Consider the following 16,931-nt stretch of genomic DNA (forward strand, 5'->3'; position numbering starts at 1 on the left):
AGGGCGGGCGGGCGAAGGACACGCGGTGGGCACGCTCCTCGTGCTCCAGCTCGCGCTCGCGGAGCTCTGGCGCGCGTGCGGTCTGACCCCCGCCGCTGTTTCCGGCTTCGGCGTGGGAGCACTCTCCGCGGGAGTGGTCGCGGGAGCGCTCAGCGTGGACGACGCCGTGCGGATCGCCTTGCGGCTGGCTCCATCGCAGTCCGTGCGTCCTCAACCCGTGAAGTGCCCGTTCTTCTCCACCGCCGATGACGCCTGGGTCGAAGCGGGCGCCACGGTGGCGGGCGCTTACTGGGAGTCGCAGCGCGCCGAGGTGAGCAACCCGGCGTCATCCGTGGCGCACCTGGGGGCGCGGAACGCCTCGGCTTTCATACAGGTCTCTTGTGAGGCTTCCGTTGGGGAAGCGTTGGAGGCCGCTGCACGAAGCCGTGGAAGCAAGGCCGTCCTCCTGCGTGCCAGCAGGCCCGGCGATGATGCCTGGACGGGTGTCCTGGGCGTCATCGCGGGTGGGTACGCCTCCGGAGGCTCCATTCGCTTCGAGGAGCTCTTCACGAGGGCGCGAAAGACGGTGGTTCCGACGTACCCGTGGCAGCGTGAGCGCTACTGGTGGGACGGAGCGGTCGCTCCAGCGCCGAGCAGCGTGCAGCCCGTCCGGGATGCATCCCCCCGGGACCTCTTCTGCGAACTCACGTGGAATGCGCGCACGGTGGGGCAGGGGCCCGTGGACGCGGAGGGGCGCTGGCTCATCGTGAGCACGCAGCCGGCTGCCTCGGAGTCGCTTCGGCAAGCCCTGGCCACCGCCGGAGGCACGGTGCGCGTGGCCATCGCGGGCTCCGAGCAGGCGTCGGTGCTGCGGGAGTGGCTGTCCGAGAGCCCGGCGCCTCGAGGCGTCATCTACCTGTCGGGTTCGGAGCACCCCGAATCACTGGAAGGGCTGCACACAGCGGTTCAGCGAGAGGTCCACGCGGCGGCGTCGCTCGTGCAGATCCTGGCGCGGCAGTCGGTGCCTACGCTGCCTCGGTTGTTCCTCGTCACCCAGGGCGCGCAAGCCGCTGGCGAGGCGGCTGGACCCACCGCGGTTGCTGGCGCGCCGCTGTGGGGCCTGGGACGGGTCGTCGCCTACGAGCACCCGGAGCTTGCCTGCAAGCGCATCGACATCGAACCCGCGGCCTTCGGTGCGCTGGTGACGGAGCTGGCGCGCAAGGTCCCTGCTTCCGCTGACGACGACGAGGTCGTGCTGCGCGGCGAGCAGCGGTTGGTGCCCTCGCTCACGCAGACCCAGACGATTCCGGAAGGCGCGGGGGCGTTTCGTCCCCGGCACGACCGCACGTATCTGATTACGGGTGGGCTCGGTGGAATCGGACTGCGGCTCGCCGCCTGGCTGGTGGAGCGCGGCGCGCGGCACCTTGCCCTCTGTGGAAGAAAAGGTGAGACCGACGAGGCCCGGCAGGTCCTGGCGCCGCTGCGTGCGGCGGGCGCGCGGGTGGAGACCTTCCGCGTCGATGTGAGCCGCCCGGAGTCGGTGGCGGAGATGCTGGCCGCCGTCCGCCGAGGCGGAGCGCCGCTGGGGGGCATCTTCCACAGCGCGGGTGTGCTGGCGGACAGCTCGTTGTTGCAGTGGGAGCCCCAGGACTTCGAGACGGTCATGGGCCCCAAGGTGGACGGTGCCTGGAACCTCCATGCGCTGGCCACTGACACCACCCTCGAGCACTTCGTCCTGTTCTCCTCGACGGCGTCGCTGATGGGCTCGCCGGGGCAGGCCAGCTACGCCGCGGCCAACGCATTCCTCGATGCGCTGGCGCACTTCCGTCGCGCACGGGGACTGCCGGCCATCAGCCTCAACTGGGGGAGCTGGGGCGAGGTCGGCATGGCCGTCGCGGATGCCCGGCGTGGCGACCGGCTGGCGGAGCGGGGCATGTCGCCCATGTCCGTGGATGAAGCCCTGGCGGCCATGGCGCTGGTGCTCGCGGAGAACCGCGTCACCCGGGGCATCGCGCGCTTCGATGTGACGCGATGGACCGCCAGCCATCCTTCCATCGTGGCTTCGTCGCTGTTCCGGCCCGCGTCCGTCTCCGATGAGGTGCCTGACGTCGTGGAGGCGCCGCGCAAGCTGCGCGAGGTGTTGCTGGCGCTGGACGGCTCCGCGCGTCGCGGCGTCCTGGAGGCGCGGCTCAAGGAGATGGTCAGCGAGGTTGGAAAGATTCCGACGGCGAAGCTCTCGTCCACGGACTCGTTCGACGCGCTGGGGTTCGACTCCATCATGGCGCTCGAGTTGCGGGACATGGTGCTGGGCGAGCTCGACGTGAGCATGCCTCTCAAGAGTTTCGTCGATGAAAGTTCCATCGAGCAGGTGACGGCTGAGCTTCTCGGAAAGCTCGCCGTGGCCAGTGTGCTCAGCGCTGCCTCCTCGGAGCGCGATGAATCGAAGCGGGTCCTGCTATGACATTGAATGAGCTTCTTCAGGCCCTGGCTGGGCACGGCATCAAGCTGTCGGTGGAGGGGGACCGCCTGGCGGTCGATTCGCCCACTGGCGAGATTCCAGGAGCGCTGCGCGAGCAGCTCGTGGCGAACAAGGCCGCGCTGCTGACCCTGCTGTCGGAGCAGCGCATGCCCCAGGCGGAGGCGCTGCCGCAAATCACGCCCCGGCCCGAGGAGCGGCACGCGCCGTTCCCGATGACGGAGATTCAGCAGGCCTACAGCGTGGGCCGGCAGGCCGAGCTCGAGATGAACGCGGCGATGCACGCGTACAACGAGATTGACTGCCACGCGCTCGACCTGGGCCGCTTCGAGGACGCCTGGAACCTGCTCATCGCCCGCCACGAGATGCTTCGGGTGGTGGCGCTCCCGGGCTTCCAGCAGCGCATCCTCCCCGACGTGCCGCGCTACGTCCTGCCCGTGGAGGACCTGCGCGGACGCGACCCGGAAGAGACGGAGGCTCGCTTCCAGGCCATCCGCGAGCGGCTGTCGCAGCAGGTGTTGGCGCTCGACCAGTGGCCGTTGTTCGAGCTCCGCGTGTGCCAGCTCGACGGGGGCCGCTCGCGCCTCTTCATGAGCATCGATGGGACCTTCATCGATGGTTACAGCTTCCAGATTCTCTACCGGGAGCTCGTCCACCTCTACAAACACCTGGGTGGGGCGCCCGCGCTGCCTCAACTGGACCTGTCCTTCCGTGACTACGCGCTGGCGGTGCAGCATGCGCGCGGGGCTCGTTACGCGCGTTCGCTCGAGTACTGGCGCTCCCGCCTTCCGAACCTCCCGCCCGCGCCGGACCTCCCGCTCGACAAGGACCCGGGGTCGCTGCGGCGTCCTCGTTTCGGCCGCGTGTTTGAACGGCTGGGGCCGGATATCTGGCAGCCGCTCAAGCAGCGAGCCCGCGCGCGCAAGCTGACGGAGCCGGAGCTGCTGCTGGCGGCGTACGCGGAGGTCATGGCGCGCTGGAGCCGCAGCCCTCGCTTCACGCTCAACGTCCCGCACTTCAACCGGCTGCCCCTCCATCCCCAGGTCAACGAGATTGTCGGAACCTTCGCCAGCTTCACGCTGATCGAGGTGGACCACCGGCCGGAGCGGACGTTCACCGAGCGGGCGCTGGCCATCCGGGATCAGCTCTTCCTGGCGCTGGAGCACCGTGAGGTCAGCGGCGTCGAGCTGCTGCGGGAGCTGTTCAGGGCCCAGGGGCGTATCGCGGGCGCCATCATGCCCGTGGTGATGACGAGCTTCGCGTCTCACTCCAAGAGTAAGGACTCGCACTGGGTCGACTTCCTGGCGGAGGAGTTCGGCGAGCTCATCGAGGCGCTGACGCAGACGCCCCAGGTGTGGATCGACCTGCAGATTGTCTACCAGCGGGGCGGCGTCTTCCTGAACTGGGACGTGGCGGAGGAGCTGTTCCCGCCCGGCATGATTGAAGACATGTTCTCCAGCTTCTGCGCCCTGCTGAGGCGCCTGGCGGAGGACGACGCGGCGTGGGACCAGCAAGGGCTGGACACCCGTCCGGTCCGGCAGGTGGAGCTGCTGGCCCGCGTCAACGACACGGCGCGCGCGCAGAGCGGGGAGCTGCTCCACACGGGCTTCTACCGCCACGCCGCGGCGCGCCCGGACGCCCTGGCGCTGGCCTCGTCGAGCGTCAGCCTGAGCTATGGCGAGCTCGCCCGGCGCTCCAACCGGCTCGGACATGCGCTACGCGAGCGTGGCGCCGCGCCCAACCGCATCGTCGCGATTGTGATGGAGAAGGGGTGGGAGCAGGTCGTGGCCGCGCTGGGGGTCCTCAGCTCGGGAGCGGCGTACCTGCCCATCGACGCGGGGCTGCCGCACGAGCGGCGCGTCTACATGATGCGGAACGGCGGGGCCGAGCTGGCGGTGACGCAGCCGAAGTTCGCCCAGGAGTCCTGGCCCGAAGGGGTGCAGGTGCTGGTCGTCACGCCGGACGCCTTCAGTGAGTACAGCGAGGCGCCCCTGGCGCCCGTGCAGAAGCCCGAGGACCTGGCGCACATCCTCTACACCTCCGGCTCCACGGGGCAGCCCAACGGGGCCATGCTCACCCACGCGGGGATGGTCAACGGCGTGGAGTGGACGAACCGGAAGTTCGGCGTGGGGCCGGAAGACCGCGTCATCGCGCTCAGCGCGCTCCACCACGACTTCTCCGTCTACGACGTCTTCGGCACCCTGAGCGCGGGCGCGGCCCTGGTCATGCCGGACGCCTCCTCGCGCAGGGACCCCTCCCACTGGGCCGAGCTGATGTCCCGTCATGGCGTCTCCATCTGGAGCACCGTGCCGGCGATGATGGAGATGCTGCTGACGTATCTCGAAGGCAGCAACGCCCGGCTGACCTGCCCGCTGCGTCTGGTGATGCTCGGAGGAGATTGGCTCCCCGTCACCATGCCCGCACGGCTGCGGGCGAAGTTCGGCGACGTGAAGCTGATGAGCGTCGGCGGCCCGACAGAGACGTCCCTGTGGAACATCTCCCATCCGGTCGTCGAGGCCGATGAGCGGCGCCGCAGCATCCCGTACGGCAAGCCCATCTCGAACACGAAGTACTACGTGCTGGACGAGCACCTGGACGAGCGCCCCATCTGGGTGCCCGGCGAGCTGTGCTGCGCGGGCGTGGGCGTGGCGCTGGGCTACGTGGGCGCGGGAGCGGGCTCGAAGAAGTTCACCGTGCACCCACGGACGGGCGAGCGCCTCTACCGCACCGGCGACCTCGGGCGGTACCTGCCGGATGGCACCATCGAGTTCCTCGGCCGCGTCGACTTCCAGCTCTCCATCCGTGGCCAGCGCATCGAGCCGGGTGAAATCGAGGCCGCGCTGCTCCAGGAGCCGAGCATCAGCGCCGCGGTGGTCGGGGCGGTCGGCGAGCACCATGAGAAGCGCCTGGTCGCCTACGTCGTCGCCTCGGACACGAAGCGCGGCGTGGATACCCGGCACGTCCGCGAGTTTCTGTCCCGCAAGCTGCCCGAGCACCTGGTCCCAGCGACCTACGTCGTGCTGGAGGCGCTGCCGCTGACCCGCAACGCCAAGGTGGACCGCAAGGCGCTGCCGCATCCGGACCACGTCGCCCGGCCCACGCAGCGCGAGGAGAGCAAGCCCGCCGTCGCCGCCCGTCCAGGTCGTGAGGCCCAGGCGCTTCAGCAGTCCATCGCGAAGGCCGTGGCGGAGGTGCTGGGTGTTCCAGACGTCCACCCGGACCGGAACTTCTTCGAGCTGGGCGCCAACTCGGTGCACCTCATCAAGCTCCACCTCGAGCTCAAGGAGAAGCTGGGGCTGTCGGTTCCCGTCACGGACCTGTTCGGCAGGCCCACCGTCAAGGTGCTCGCGGCCAGGCTCGCGGCGGCAGGCGGGGAGACGAAGCCCGAGGTGGCACTCGCGCCGCGCGAGGAGACGCCGCGGACGGAGGATGCGCGGGACATCGCCATCATCGGCATGAGCTGCCGCTTCCCCGGGGCGTCGACGCCCGAGCAGTTCTGGCAGAACCTGATGCAGGGCGTGGAGTCGGTGGGCACCTTCACCGATGACGAGCTGCTGGCCGCGGGCGTCAGTCCGGAGGCGTTCCGGAATCCCGGGTACGTCCGCTCGTCGGCGGTGATGGAGGACTTCGACGCCTTCGACGCGGAGTTCTTCTCGCTGACGCCCCGCGAGGCGCGCGCGTTGGACCCGCAGCAGCGGGTGTTTCTGGAGTGCGCCTGGGAGGCGCTGGAGCACGCGGGCTATCCGCCGTCGGGGCGCAACGGGCTCGTCGGCGTGTATGCCGGGAAGAGCGTCAGCCACTATCGCTATCCCTACCCGGACCTGACGCGCCCCATCGGCTTCTTCCAGGACCTGATGGCCCAGGATAAGGACTTCCTGGCCACGCAGGTGTCCTACAAGCTCGACCTGCGCGGGCCCAGCATCAACGTCCAGACGGCGTGCTCCACGTCCCTGGTCGCGGTGTCCGCGGCGTGCGCGGCGCTGAATGAGGGCAGCTGCGACCTGGCGCTCGCGGGCGGCGTGGCCATCAAGGTGCCACACCGCGTGGGCTACTTGTACGAGGAAGGCAGCGTCTTCTCGCGCGACGGCCACTGCCGCCCCTTCGACGCCGGGGCCAACGGGACCATCCCGGGAAGCGGCGCGGGCATCGTGGTCCTCAAGCGCCTGAGCCAGGCGCTGGCGGATGGGGACCGGGTGCTCGCCGTCATCAAGGGCTCCGCCATCAACAACGACGGGCACCGCAAGGTGGGCTTCATGGCGCCCGGCGTCGAGGGCCAGACGGACGTGGTGCGCCGCGCGCATCAGCACGCGAAGGTGGACCCGCGGACCATCTCCTATGTCGAAGCCCATGGCACCGGAACGGCCATTGGTGACCCCATTGAAGTCTCCGCGCTGACGGAGGCGTTTGGGGGACAGGTCCAGACGCAGTCGTGCGGCCTGGGCTCGGTGAAGGGCAACATCGGCCACCTCGACAGCGCGGCGGGCGTCGCTGGGCTCATCAAGGTCGTGCTCGCGCTTCAGCACCGCACCTTGCCGCCCACGCTCCACTATCAGTCGCCGAACCCGCGGCTGGAGCTCCACAAGACGCCCTTCTACGTGGTGGACAAGGCCCGGCCGTGGACCGCGACGCAGGGTGCCTTGCGGGCGGGGCTCAGTTCGTTCGGAATCGGCGGCACCAACGTCCACGTGGTCGTCGAAGAGGCGCCGCCGCAAGCGACGCCAGCGCCGGACGTGCAGCAGATGGACCGCTCGCGGCACCTCCTAGCGCTCTCGGCGCGGAGCCCCGAGGCGCTGCGGCAGCTCGCGGGCCGCTACCGGGCGGCGCTCGAAGCACCGGGCGCATCACTCGCGGACGTGTGCTTCTCCGCGAACACCGGGCGTGTCGCCTTCGACCACCGGCTCGCGGTGGTGGGGGCGGACGCCGCGCAGGTGGCCGCCGTCCTGGGCGCGGCGGAGCGGAAGGAGGAGCACCCGGGAGTCATCCAGGGAGAGGCCGACACGAAGCAGGCGGTGAAGGTCGCGTTCCTGTTCTCCGGCCAGGGCTCGCAGTACGTCGGAGCCGCGCGCGAGCTGTACCAGACGCATCCGGGCTTCCGCCGGCGCATCGATTCGTTCGACCAGATGCTCCGTGAGTATTGGGACCGTTCGCTGATCTCCGTCCTCTACGCGGAGCCGGGGGCGCCATCGCCCATCGACCAGCTCGACTACGCCCAGCCAGTGGTCTTCGTGCTGGAGTACGCGCTGGCCGAGCTGTGGATGTCGTGGGGCATCCAGCCGGACGTGTTGCTGGGGCACAGCACGGGCGAGCTGGCGGCGGCCTGCATCGCGGGCGTGTTCAGCGTGGAGGATGGCCTGAAGCTGGCCGTTCACCGCGGACGGCTGATTCAGCAGCTTCCGGAGGGCAGCAACATCGCGGTCTCCGCCGCGGAGCCGGAGCTGCGCCAGTTCCTCGCCCAGGGCGGTTGGGCCAGCTCCATCGCGGCCGTCAACGGGCCGGACAACGTCGTCATCTCCGGCATCCCCGCGGAGATTGTGGAGATAGGCCGAGCGCTGGACGCGAAGGGCTACAAGGTCAAGCGGCTGAACATCCCGCGCGCGGCCCACTCGGTGATGATGGAGGCCATCCTCCCGGAGTTCCGGGCCGTCGCCGCGTCGCTGCGCTATTCGCCGCCGTCGATTCCGATGGTCTCCGGGATGACGGGCGAGCTCATCACCGACGGGCTCTGCACGCCGGACTACTGGTGCAGCCAGCTTCGCAACCCGGTGCAGTTCGGCCGGGGCGTGGAGGCGCTGTACCGCGACGGCATGCGCGTCTTCGTCGAGGTCGGCCCGAAGGCGACCCTGCTCGGCATGGCGGCGCGCTCGGTGCCCGAGGGCGCGGGCACATGGCTGCCGAGCCTGCGCGCCGATGACGGGGGCTGGCGGCAGATGCTGGAGAGCCTGGCGGCGCTGTACGTGCGCGGCGCTCCGGTGGACTGGGCGGCGGTGGATGCCGGCTACCCACGGCGCAAGGTGGAGGTCCCCACCTATGCCTTCCAGCGTCAGCGCTACTGGGAGGAGGGCGCGGGCCTCCAGCGTCCCAACGGGCGAAGCGTTTCCCGCGCCGAGCACCCGCTGATTGGCGAGCGCGTGCCCCTGGCCGTCCTGGAGGCCGGTGAGCTGTTGTTCGAGGCCACGCTGGGGCCTGCCTCGCAGGCGTTCCTGGGCCAGCACCGCGTCTTCGGAACGCCCACGCTGCCCGCGACGGGCTACGTCGAGATGGCATTGGCCGCTGGGAGCCGGCTGTTGGGCACGACCGCGCTGGAGTTGACGGACCTGGCCATCCTCAACGCGATGACCTTCCCGAAGGATGCCGAGCGGAAGGTGCAGTGCGCCGTGCGCCGCGACGGAGAGGGCAGGGCCGCTGTGCGCATCTTCAGCCGGACGGGTGAGGGCGCGGAGCGCGCCTGGAGCCTTCATGCGACGGGCACGCTCGCCGTCCTCGGTGATGATGCATCGGCCACCGAGGCGCACGACCTCGACAGCGTGTTGAAGGACCTGCAGACCCCGCTCCCGGTCGATGACTACTATCAGCGGGCGCGGAACGCGGGCGTCGACTTCGGGCCGGAGTTCCAGGGCATCACCGAGCTGCGCCGGGAAGGCGAGCAGGTCCTGGCGCGCATCGAGCGCCCGGCGGGCCTCGGGAGCGGCGGTGGCTACCTCGCGCATCCCGCCCTGATGGATGCCTGCCTTCAGGTGGTGGGCGGCGCCTATCCGGACATGGATGGCACCGAGCTGTACGTGCCGGTGCACATCGAGCGCCTCCACGTGCTGGGCAGCATCGAAGACGGCGTGTGGAGCCATGCCGTGGTGCGGCCGGTGGACGAGGCTGGGAAGCGGTTGCGCGCGGATGTCCGCATCTTCGGCAGAGATGGCGCCCTGCGCGCCTGGGTGCGCGGCCTGGAGCTTCAGCGCACGAGCCAGGAGGCGCTTCGCGCCGCGCTCTCCACCTCGCTGGATGAGTGGCTCTACGAGCGGCGGTGGGAGCCGCTCGCATTGGAGGGGACTCGTCCGGAGACGCTGGTCCCCGCGAGCGGCGCGTGTCTGATTCTCTCGGAGCGCGACGGTGTGGGGCAGCAGCTCGCACAGGTGCTGACGCGCGATGGCCGCGCCTGCTTCGTCGCCATCCGTGGCGCGGAGCCGCGCCGTATCGATGAGACCACCTTCGAGGTCCCCGACGCGCCCGACGCGCTCATGGAGGCCTTGCGAGCACTGCCACTTCCCGCGGCGCTGTCCGACGTCATCCTGATGTGGGGCTCCCACACCGGGGACGCGGAGACGCTGGATGCGGATGCGCTGGGGCAGGCGGCTCGGGTGACGGGTGGTGGCGCGCTGGGCGTGCTCCAGTTCCTGCTGGACCGTGGGTACTCCGGAACCGTGTGGCTGGTGTCGCGTGGCGCGCAGCCCGTGAAGCCGGGCGCTCCGTTGCCCGGGCTCGCCCAGTCGTTGCTGTGGGGCATGGCGCGGCCTCTGGGCATCGAGGCGTCGGAGTTGGACTGCCGGTGTGTCGACCTCGATGCCCAGGGCGAACCGAGCGCCCAGGTGGAGTTGCTCGCGCAGGAGATTCGCCGCCGCGCGGAGGTGGCGGAGGACCAGGTGGCCTATCGCGATGGCCGCTACGTCGCGCGACTCCGGAGGGTCGAGTCACGGAAGCTCGTCGAAGCGTCCGCGGAGCGCGTCGAGTCCTTCCGGGCGGACCGCACCTACCTCGTGGCGGGCGGACTCGGGCGTCTGGGCTTGCTGACCGCGGAGTTGCTGGCGAGCCGGGGGGCACGCAACCTGGTGCTGACAGGCCGGGGGGCTCCGGGGCCGCAGGCGGTGGAGCGTCTGGAGCACCTGCGTCAGCAGGGCGTCCGCGTCGAGTACCGGAAGGTCGACATCGCGGATGTGGAGCCGCTGGCCGCGCTGTTGAGCGAAGTGGCGCGGGACATGGCCCCTCTGGGCGGCGTGTTCCACTCGGCCGGTGTGCTGGATGACGGCGTGCTGCGGCAGCAGCGCTGGGAGCGCTTCGAGACCGTGCTGCGGCCGAAGTTGCGTGGCGCCTGGAACCTGCATCGCCTGACCGCGGGGCTTCCGCTGGACTACTTCGTGATGTTCTCCTCCGTCGCATCGCTCGTCGGCTCGGCGGGACAGTCCAATCACTGCGCGGCGAACGCCTTCGAGGATGCGCTGGCGCACCACCGCTGTGCCCTGGGGCTGCCTGCCCTGAGCATCAACTGGGGCATCTGGGCCGGTGACGCGGGCGCCCAGGTGTCGGTGAGCGAGGAGGCTCGGACGCCGGGCTTCGGCGTCATTCCCAAGGCGCAGGGCCTGCGCGCGCTGGAGCTGCTCCTCACGTCGCGCGTTCCGCAGGTCGGCGTGGCCGCCATCGACTGGGCTGTCTTCGGAAGCGGCCGGCCCACGCCCTACATCGCGGAGTTGCGCGAGCGGGCAGGGGGCGAGCGCACGGAGGAGCGCGCGTCGTTCCTGGACACGCTCACGGCGGCGCCTACCGAGATGCGTCGGCAGTTGCTGATGGACTACGTGCGCGAGCAGGTGGCGTGGATGCGAGGCGTGGGCTCCAGCGAGTCCATCGACCCGGCGCGTGGGTTCCACGAGCTGGGCATCGACTCGCTGGCGGCGCTCCAGCTCAAGAACCGGCTTCAGAGCGGGCTCGGCGTGTCGCTGCCGGCGACGCTCGTCTTCAACTACCCGACGGCGGAGAAGCTCGCGACGCAGCTCATGGACGCGTTCATCCCTCTGGAGTTCACGGAGGAAGCGCGCGTCACGTCGAAGTCAGACGCCCCGGTCGAAAGCCCACTGGAAGGGCTGGCTGAAGCGAACCTCGCGCACCTGCTCTCCGAGCAGCTGTCGAAGATGAACTAGGGACGGAACGATGTCAGCGCAAGGAAGTGATACGAGCTACGGCGAGCTGATGAAGCGCGCACTCCTGAAGTTGCAGGAGACGCAGTCGAAGCTCGATGCCCATGAGCAGGAGAAGCACGGGGCCATTGCCATTGTCGGCATCGGCTGCCGTTTCCCGGGGGGCGTTACCAGCCCTGGCGATTATTGGCGCCTGCTCTCCGAGGGCGTGGACACCGTCACCGAGATTCCATCCGACCGGTGGAACGCGGACAGCTTCTTCCACCCCGACCCGGACCATCCCGGTGGCATCTACACGCGCCACGGGAGCTTCCTAAGGGACATCGACCAGTTCGAACCGCGCTTCTTCGGCATCTCCCCGCGTGAGGCGGCGCGGATGGACCCGCAGCACCGGCTGTTGCTGGAGGTCGCCTGGGAGGCCGTGGAGCGTGGCGGCCGGAACCCCACGAGCCTGAGCGGGACGCGGACCGGCGTGTTCGTCGGGCTGATGGGGCAGGACTACACGCAGATTGCCACCCAGTCCCCGGAGCTCATCGACGCCCACACGGGCGCGGGAAACGGCGCGAGCGTCGCCGCGGGCCGCCTGTCGTATTCCTTCGGGCTCGAAGGGCCCAGCCTCACGGTCGATACCGCGTGCTCCTCGTCGCTGGTCGCGGTGCACCTGGCCATCCGCAGCCTGCGTCAGCGGGAGAGCGACTTCGCGCTGGCGGGCGGGGTGAACCTGGTCCTCTCTCCCGTCGCGACGCTGATTGAGTCGCGCACGCACATGCTGTCGCCCGATGGCCGGTGCAAGACCTTCGACGCCTCGGCCAACGGCATCGGGCGAGGGGAGGGCTGCGGGCTCGTCTTCCTGCGGCGCCTGTCGGACGCGATCGCGGATGGGGACCCCATCGTCGCGGTGATTCGCGGCTCGGCGGTGAACCAGGATGGGCGGACCAGCGGGCTTACGGTGCCCAATGGGCTGGCCCAGCAGCGCGTCATCCGGGATGCCCTGCGGGACGGACAGGTGGAGCCCGCGAAGGTGGGCTACGTCGAGGCCCACGGGACGGGGACGTCGCTGGGCGACCCCATCGAACTGGAGGCCCTCGCGTCCGTCTACTGCGCCAGGACGGGGCGGCAGCAGCCGCTGATGGCCGGCTCGGTGAAGACGAACATGGGGCACCTCGAAGGTGCGTCTGGAATCGCGGGGTTGATCAAATCCGCGTTGTGCCTGGCGAACGAGGAGGTCCCGCCGCATCTCCACCTGCGCACGCCCACGTCGCATGTGGATTGGAAGCAGCTGGCCATCGAAGTGCCGACCGCGCGCCGTCCGTGGCAGGGGACGGAGTCGCGCTTCGCGGCGGTGAGCTCGTTTGGCTTCTCGGGGACGAACGCGCACGTCGTCCTGGAGTCCGCGCCACGGCCGAAGTCTCCGGTCCGGGACGTGGAACGCCCTCGGCACGTCCTGGCGCTCTCCGCACGCTCGAACGCCAGTCTTCGCAGGCTGGCCGGGTCCGTCGCGGAGGAGCTGTCGCTGTGCCCCGCGGAAGGGCTCGCGGATGTCTGCCACACGGCGAACACCGGCCGGAGCGCCATGGAAGAGCGCGCGGCCTTCACGGCTACGACTCCCGAGGAGCTGGCCGAGGCGCTGCGTGCGTTCAGCCGAGGAGCGCCCACCGTCCCCGGGACCTGCGTGGAAGGCCGCCGCGACGCCGAGGCACCGCGCGTCGCGCTCCTCTTCACGGGCCAGGGCTCCCAGTACGCGGGCATGGGCCGGGAGCTGTTCGACACGCAGCCCGAGTTCCGCCGCGAACTCCTGCGCTTCGAGGGCATCCTGACGCCGCACCTGGAACGGCCGCTCACCGAGGTGCTCTTCCACGACACGGAAGGAGCGCTGGACGAGACGCGATACACCCAGCCGGCGCTGGTGGCGCTGGAGCTGGCGTTGGCGCACCTGCTGCGAGCGTGGGGCGTGCGCGCCGACGCGGTCCTGGGCCACAGCGTGGGCGAGTACGCGGCGGCCATGTTCGCGGGCGTCCTGGAGCCCGAGGTCGGCTTGCCCCTGGTGGCTGAGCGCGCTCGCCTGATGCAGGCGCTGCCCGAGCGCGGCGCGATGCTGGCCGTGTTCGCCGAGCCATCGCGCGTGCTGCCGCTCATCGCCGGGCATCCCCGGGTATCGCTGGCGGCCATCAACGGGCCGCGGAACACCGTCATCTCGGGGGACAGCACGGCCATCGAAGCCGTGGTCCAGGCGCTCGTGGAGTCGGGCATCGAGAGCCGGCGACTGAAGGTGTCACACGCGTTCCACTCTCCGCTGATGCAGCCCATGCTGGCGGAGTTCGAGCGGGCCGCCAGCCGCGCCACCTTCCAGAAGCCGCGCCTTCCCCTCATCTCGAACCTCGACGGACGCGAAGCAGGCGAGGCCATCACCCAGCCGGGCTACTGGTCCCGGCATGTCCTCCAGCCCGTGCGCTTCGAGGATGGCATCCGGACGCTCCTCCAGCGCGGGGTGCGTGTGTTCCTGGAGGTAGGCCCCAAGCCCTCGCTGTCCAACCTCGCGCGGGACGTGGTGGCGGGTGAAGAGTCGCTGTGGCTGGAGACGCTTCACCCGCGTCGCTCCGACTGGGCCGGCCTGCTCCGGGCGATGTCCGAGCTGTATGTGCGCGGCGCCAGGCTGGACTGGGAGCGCTTCGATGCGGGCTATGGGCGGACCCGCAAGGCCCTGCCGACCTATCCCTTCGAGCGGCAGCGGTACTGGCTGGACGTGCCCGCGCCGTGGACGCGCGCGTCGCGCCGCGCGTCGACCCACCCGTTGCTGGGGACGCGTCTGGAGTCCGCCGCTTTGAAGGAGGGGACGACCGTCTTCTCCAGTGAGCTGTCGGCGGGAGCCGTGTCATTCGTGGCGGACCATCGGGTGTACGGCAAGGCGGTGGTCCCCGCGGCGGCCTACGTGGAGATGCTGGCCTCGGCGGCGGCGCAGGTGCTCGGGACGGAGTCGCTGCGGCTGGAGGACATCTCCCTGCTCCAACCGCTGGTGCTCCCCGAACAGCAGACGCGGGTCGTCCAGACGTTGCTGGAGGACCAGGGCGAGGCGGGCCTTGCGTGCAAGGTGGTGAGCCGGGGAGACGAGCGCTCGGAAGAGGGCGGCGGCGCGCGCACGGCCTGGGTCACCCACGTGACGTGCCGGGTGTCGGCATTGAGCGCCGTGGCCCCATCGGTGGATCGGGAGGCGTGGGGGCGTGACTGCTCGACGCCTGTCTCCATCGATGAACTCTCCGCCGTCTTCACGCACCACGGGCTCGACTATGGGCCGTCCCTGCGCGTGCTGACGTCGCTGCATCGGGGGGCGGGGGCCGCGCTGTCGTTGGGCCAGGTGGAGGACCGGAGCGGGCACTACCGCGTCCACCCGGCGCTCTTCGACGGCTGCTTGCGCACGGCGGCGGCGGTGTCACAGCTCACGGCGGAAGACGCGCTGCACCTCCCGGTGGCCTTGCAGACGCTCGACCTGTACCGGCCGCTGCCGGAGCGGGTCTGGACGTATGCGTCGCAGCCTCCCCGGGAGGGACAGGAGGGCTTCTCCGCGTCGGACCTGACCCTGTGTGACGACGATGGCGCCGTGGTGGCCGTCGTGTCCGGGTTCTCGGTGCGCAAGGCCGAACGCGACGTGTTGCTGCGTGGGCTCGACAACGACTTCCAGGACTGGCTGTACCGCCTCAACTGGGTGCCGCGTGCCGTCACGGAGGAAGCCCACTCCGCGAAGCAACATTGGGCCGTCTTCACCAGCGAGGACGACTTCGCCTCGGACCTGGTGCAGGTGCTCTCTCAGCGTGGCGAGCGCTGCACGTTGGTTCGCAAGGGGGCGTCGTTCAGCAGCACGCCGGAGGGCTTCCGCATCAATCCCGCCAACCCGGAGGACGCTGCGCGCCTGGTCGAGGCGTGGGCGAATCAGCCTCCCACGGGGCTGTTGTACCTCTGGGGCCTCGATGAGGGCGGCCAGGCGGGTGACGCGGGCGCCAGGCTCGACGCGGCTCAGGAGTCGGGATGCCTGGGCGCGCTGCGGTTGACGCAGGCCCTGTCGCGTGGGCAGGGCGCGTCGCCCCGGTTGGTGCTGGTGACGCGGGGCACGCAACGCCTGCCCTCGGATACACACGGTGCCCGCGTCGCGCAGGCGCCGCTGTGGGGCTTCGGCCAGGCCGTGGCGACGGAGTTGCCCGAACTGCGGTGCCTCCGCATCGACCTGCCCGCGGAGCTCCGGTCCGAAGACCTGGGCACCTTCGTGCGGGCGCTCGCGTTGCCGGATGGGGAGTCTGGCGCTGCCGTTCGCGGCGGCGGTCTCTACACCCCCCGGCTCGAGCGGGCCCGTTCACGGTCGGTCGCGGCGAAGAAGGTGTCCATCGTCGCGGAGGCCACCTATCTGGTCGCGGGCGGCCTGGGGGGACTCGGTCTGCGTGCGGCCAGCTGGTTGGCGGCGCAGGGCGCACGGCATCTGGTCCTGATGGGGCGCAGTGCTCCGGCGCCTGAGGCCCGCGCCCAGCTCGATGCGCTCGAGGCCCAGGGCGTGAAGGTGCGGGTCGCACGGGTGGACATCGCGTCTCACGACGCCATGGCAGACCTCTTCGCGAGCCTGCGCGAAGCCCCGCCCGTGCGCGGCATCATCCATTCGGCGGGCGTCCTCCGCGACGGAACGCTCGCCAACCAGACGCCTGAGCAGTTCCGGGAGGTGCTGGCCCCCAAGCTTCAGGGGGCGTGGAACCTCCATGCGCTCAGCCAGGGCATGGCGCTGGACTTCTTCGTCTGCTTCTCGTCCGCCGCCTCGCTCATCGGGTCGCCGGGCCAGGCGAACTACGTCGCCGCGAATGCCTTCCTCGATGCGCTGGTCCATCTGCGCCACGCGGAGGGGCTGCCGGCGCTGACGCTCAACTGGGGCTCGTGGGCGGAGACGGGCATGGCGGCGCGGCTGGAGCGGGCAACCTCCGCGCGGCCGGGGGCGCAGGGCTTCGGCGCCATCCCGGTCCAGCAGGGCTTCACCGTCCTGGAGCGCCTCATCGGCAGCGCGCAAGTCCAGTGGGGCGTCTTCCCCGTGGACTGGGCGCGGCTGGCGGAGCAGTTGCCAGGGCTCGCGCGGCAGGCGCTCGTCCAGGGCCTGCTGGGGAGCGTGCCACAGCGGGTGCAAGCGCCGGCCTTCCGCGCGCAGTTGGACGCGGCGCCGCCGAATCGCAAGGCGGAGTTGCTGCGTCAGCACGTCGCGGGGCAGGTGTCCGCGACGCTGGGCATGCCGGAGTCGGAGCGGCTGTCCGGAAACGAGCGCCTGTTCGAACTGGGCGTCGATTCGCTGCTGGCCATCGAAATCAAGAACCGGCTCGCGAGCAGCCTCGGGCGAAGCCTGCGTTCGACGTTGATTTTCGACTTCCCCACCGTGAACGGGCTCGTCGCGCATCTGGCGGAGGAGCTGGGGCTGGGGACCGAGGTTCAGAAGAAGCAGGAAGCATCGCGGGAGGCGCAGGGCGCGCTCTCCGCGGAGATTCAAGGGCTGTCGGAGCAGGAGCTGACGTCCCTCATCGACCAGGAGCTGGAGAGCGCGCTCACCAGATGAGACC

Annotated in this window: 3 protein-coding genes; all 3 read left to right on the forward strand. The window is 70.3% G+C overall.

Going from position 1 to position 16,931, the window contains the following annotated elements; translation table 11 throughout:
- Nucleotides 1-2,440 (forward strand): SDR family NAD(P)-dependent oxidoreductase (locus HNV26_RS05110; protein WP_171452771.1); only part of this gene is annotated, 2,440 nt, incomplete at its 5' end.
- A complete protein-coding gene (locus HNV26_RS05115) occupies nt 2,437-11,358 on the forward strand; it encodes a non-ribosomal peptide synthetase/type I polyketide synthase (RefSeq protein WP_171440679.1) in 8,922 nt (2,973 codons plus the stop codon). The genes HNV26_RS05110 and HNV26_RS05115, both read left to right, overlap by 4 nt.
- Before the next feature lie 10 nt (nt 11,359-11,368).
- Complete coding sequence (locus HNV26_RS05120; RefSeq protein ID WP_171440680.1) at nt 11,369-16,927, forward strand: type I polyketide synthase; 5,559 nt, start codon at nt 11,369-11,371, stop codon at nt 16,925-16,927.
- Nucleotides 16,928-16,931 lie beyond the last annotated feature (4 nt).

Origin of the sequence: Myxococcus xanthus, from assembly GCF_013116825.1 — a bacterium.
Classification (GTDB): Bacteria; Myxococcota; Myxococcia; order Myxococcales; family Myxococcaceae; genus Myxococcus; species Myxococcus xanthus_B.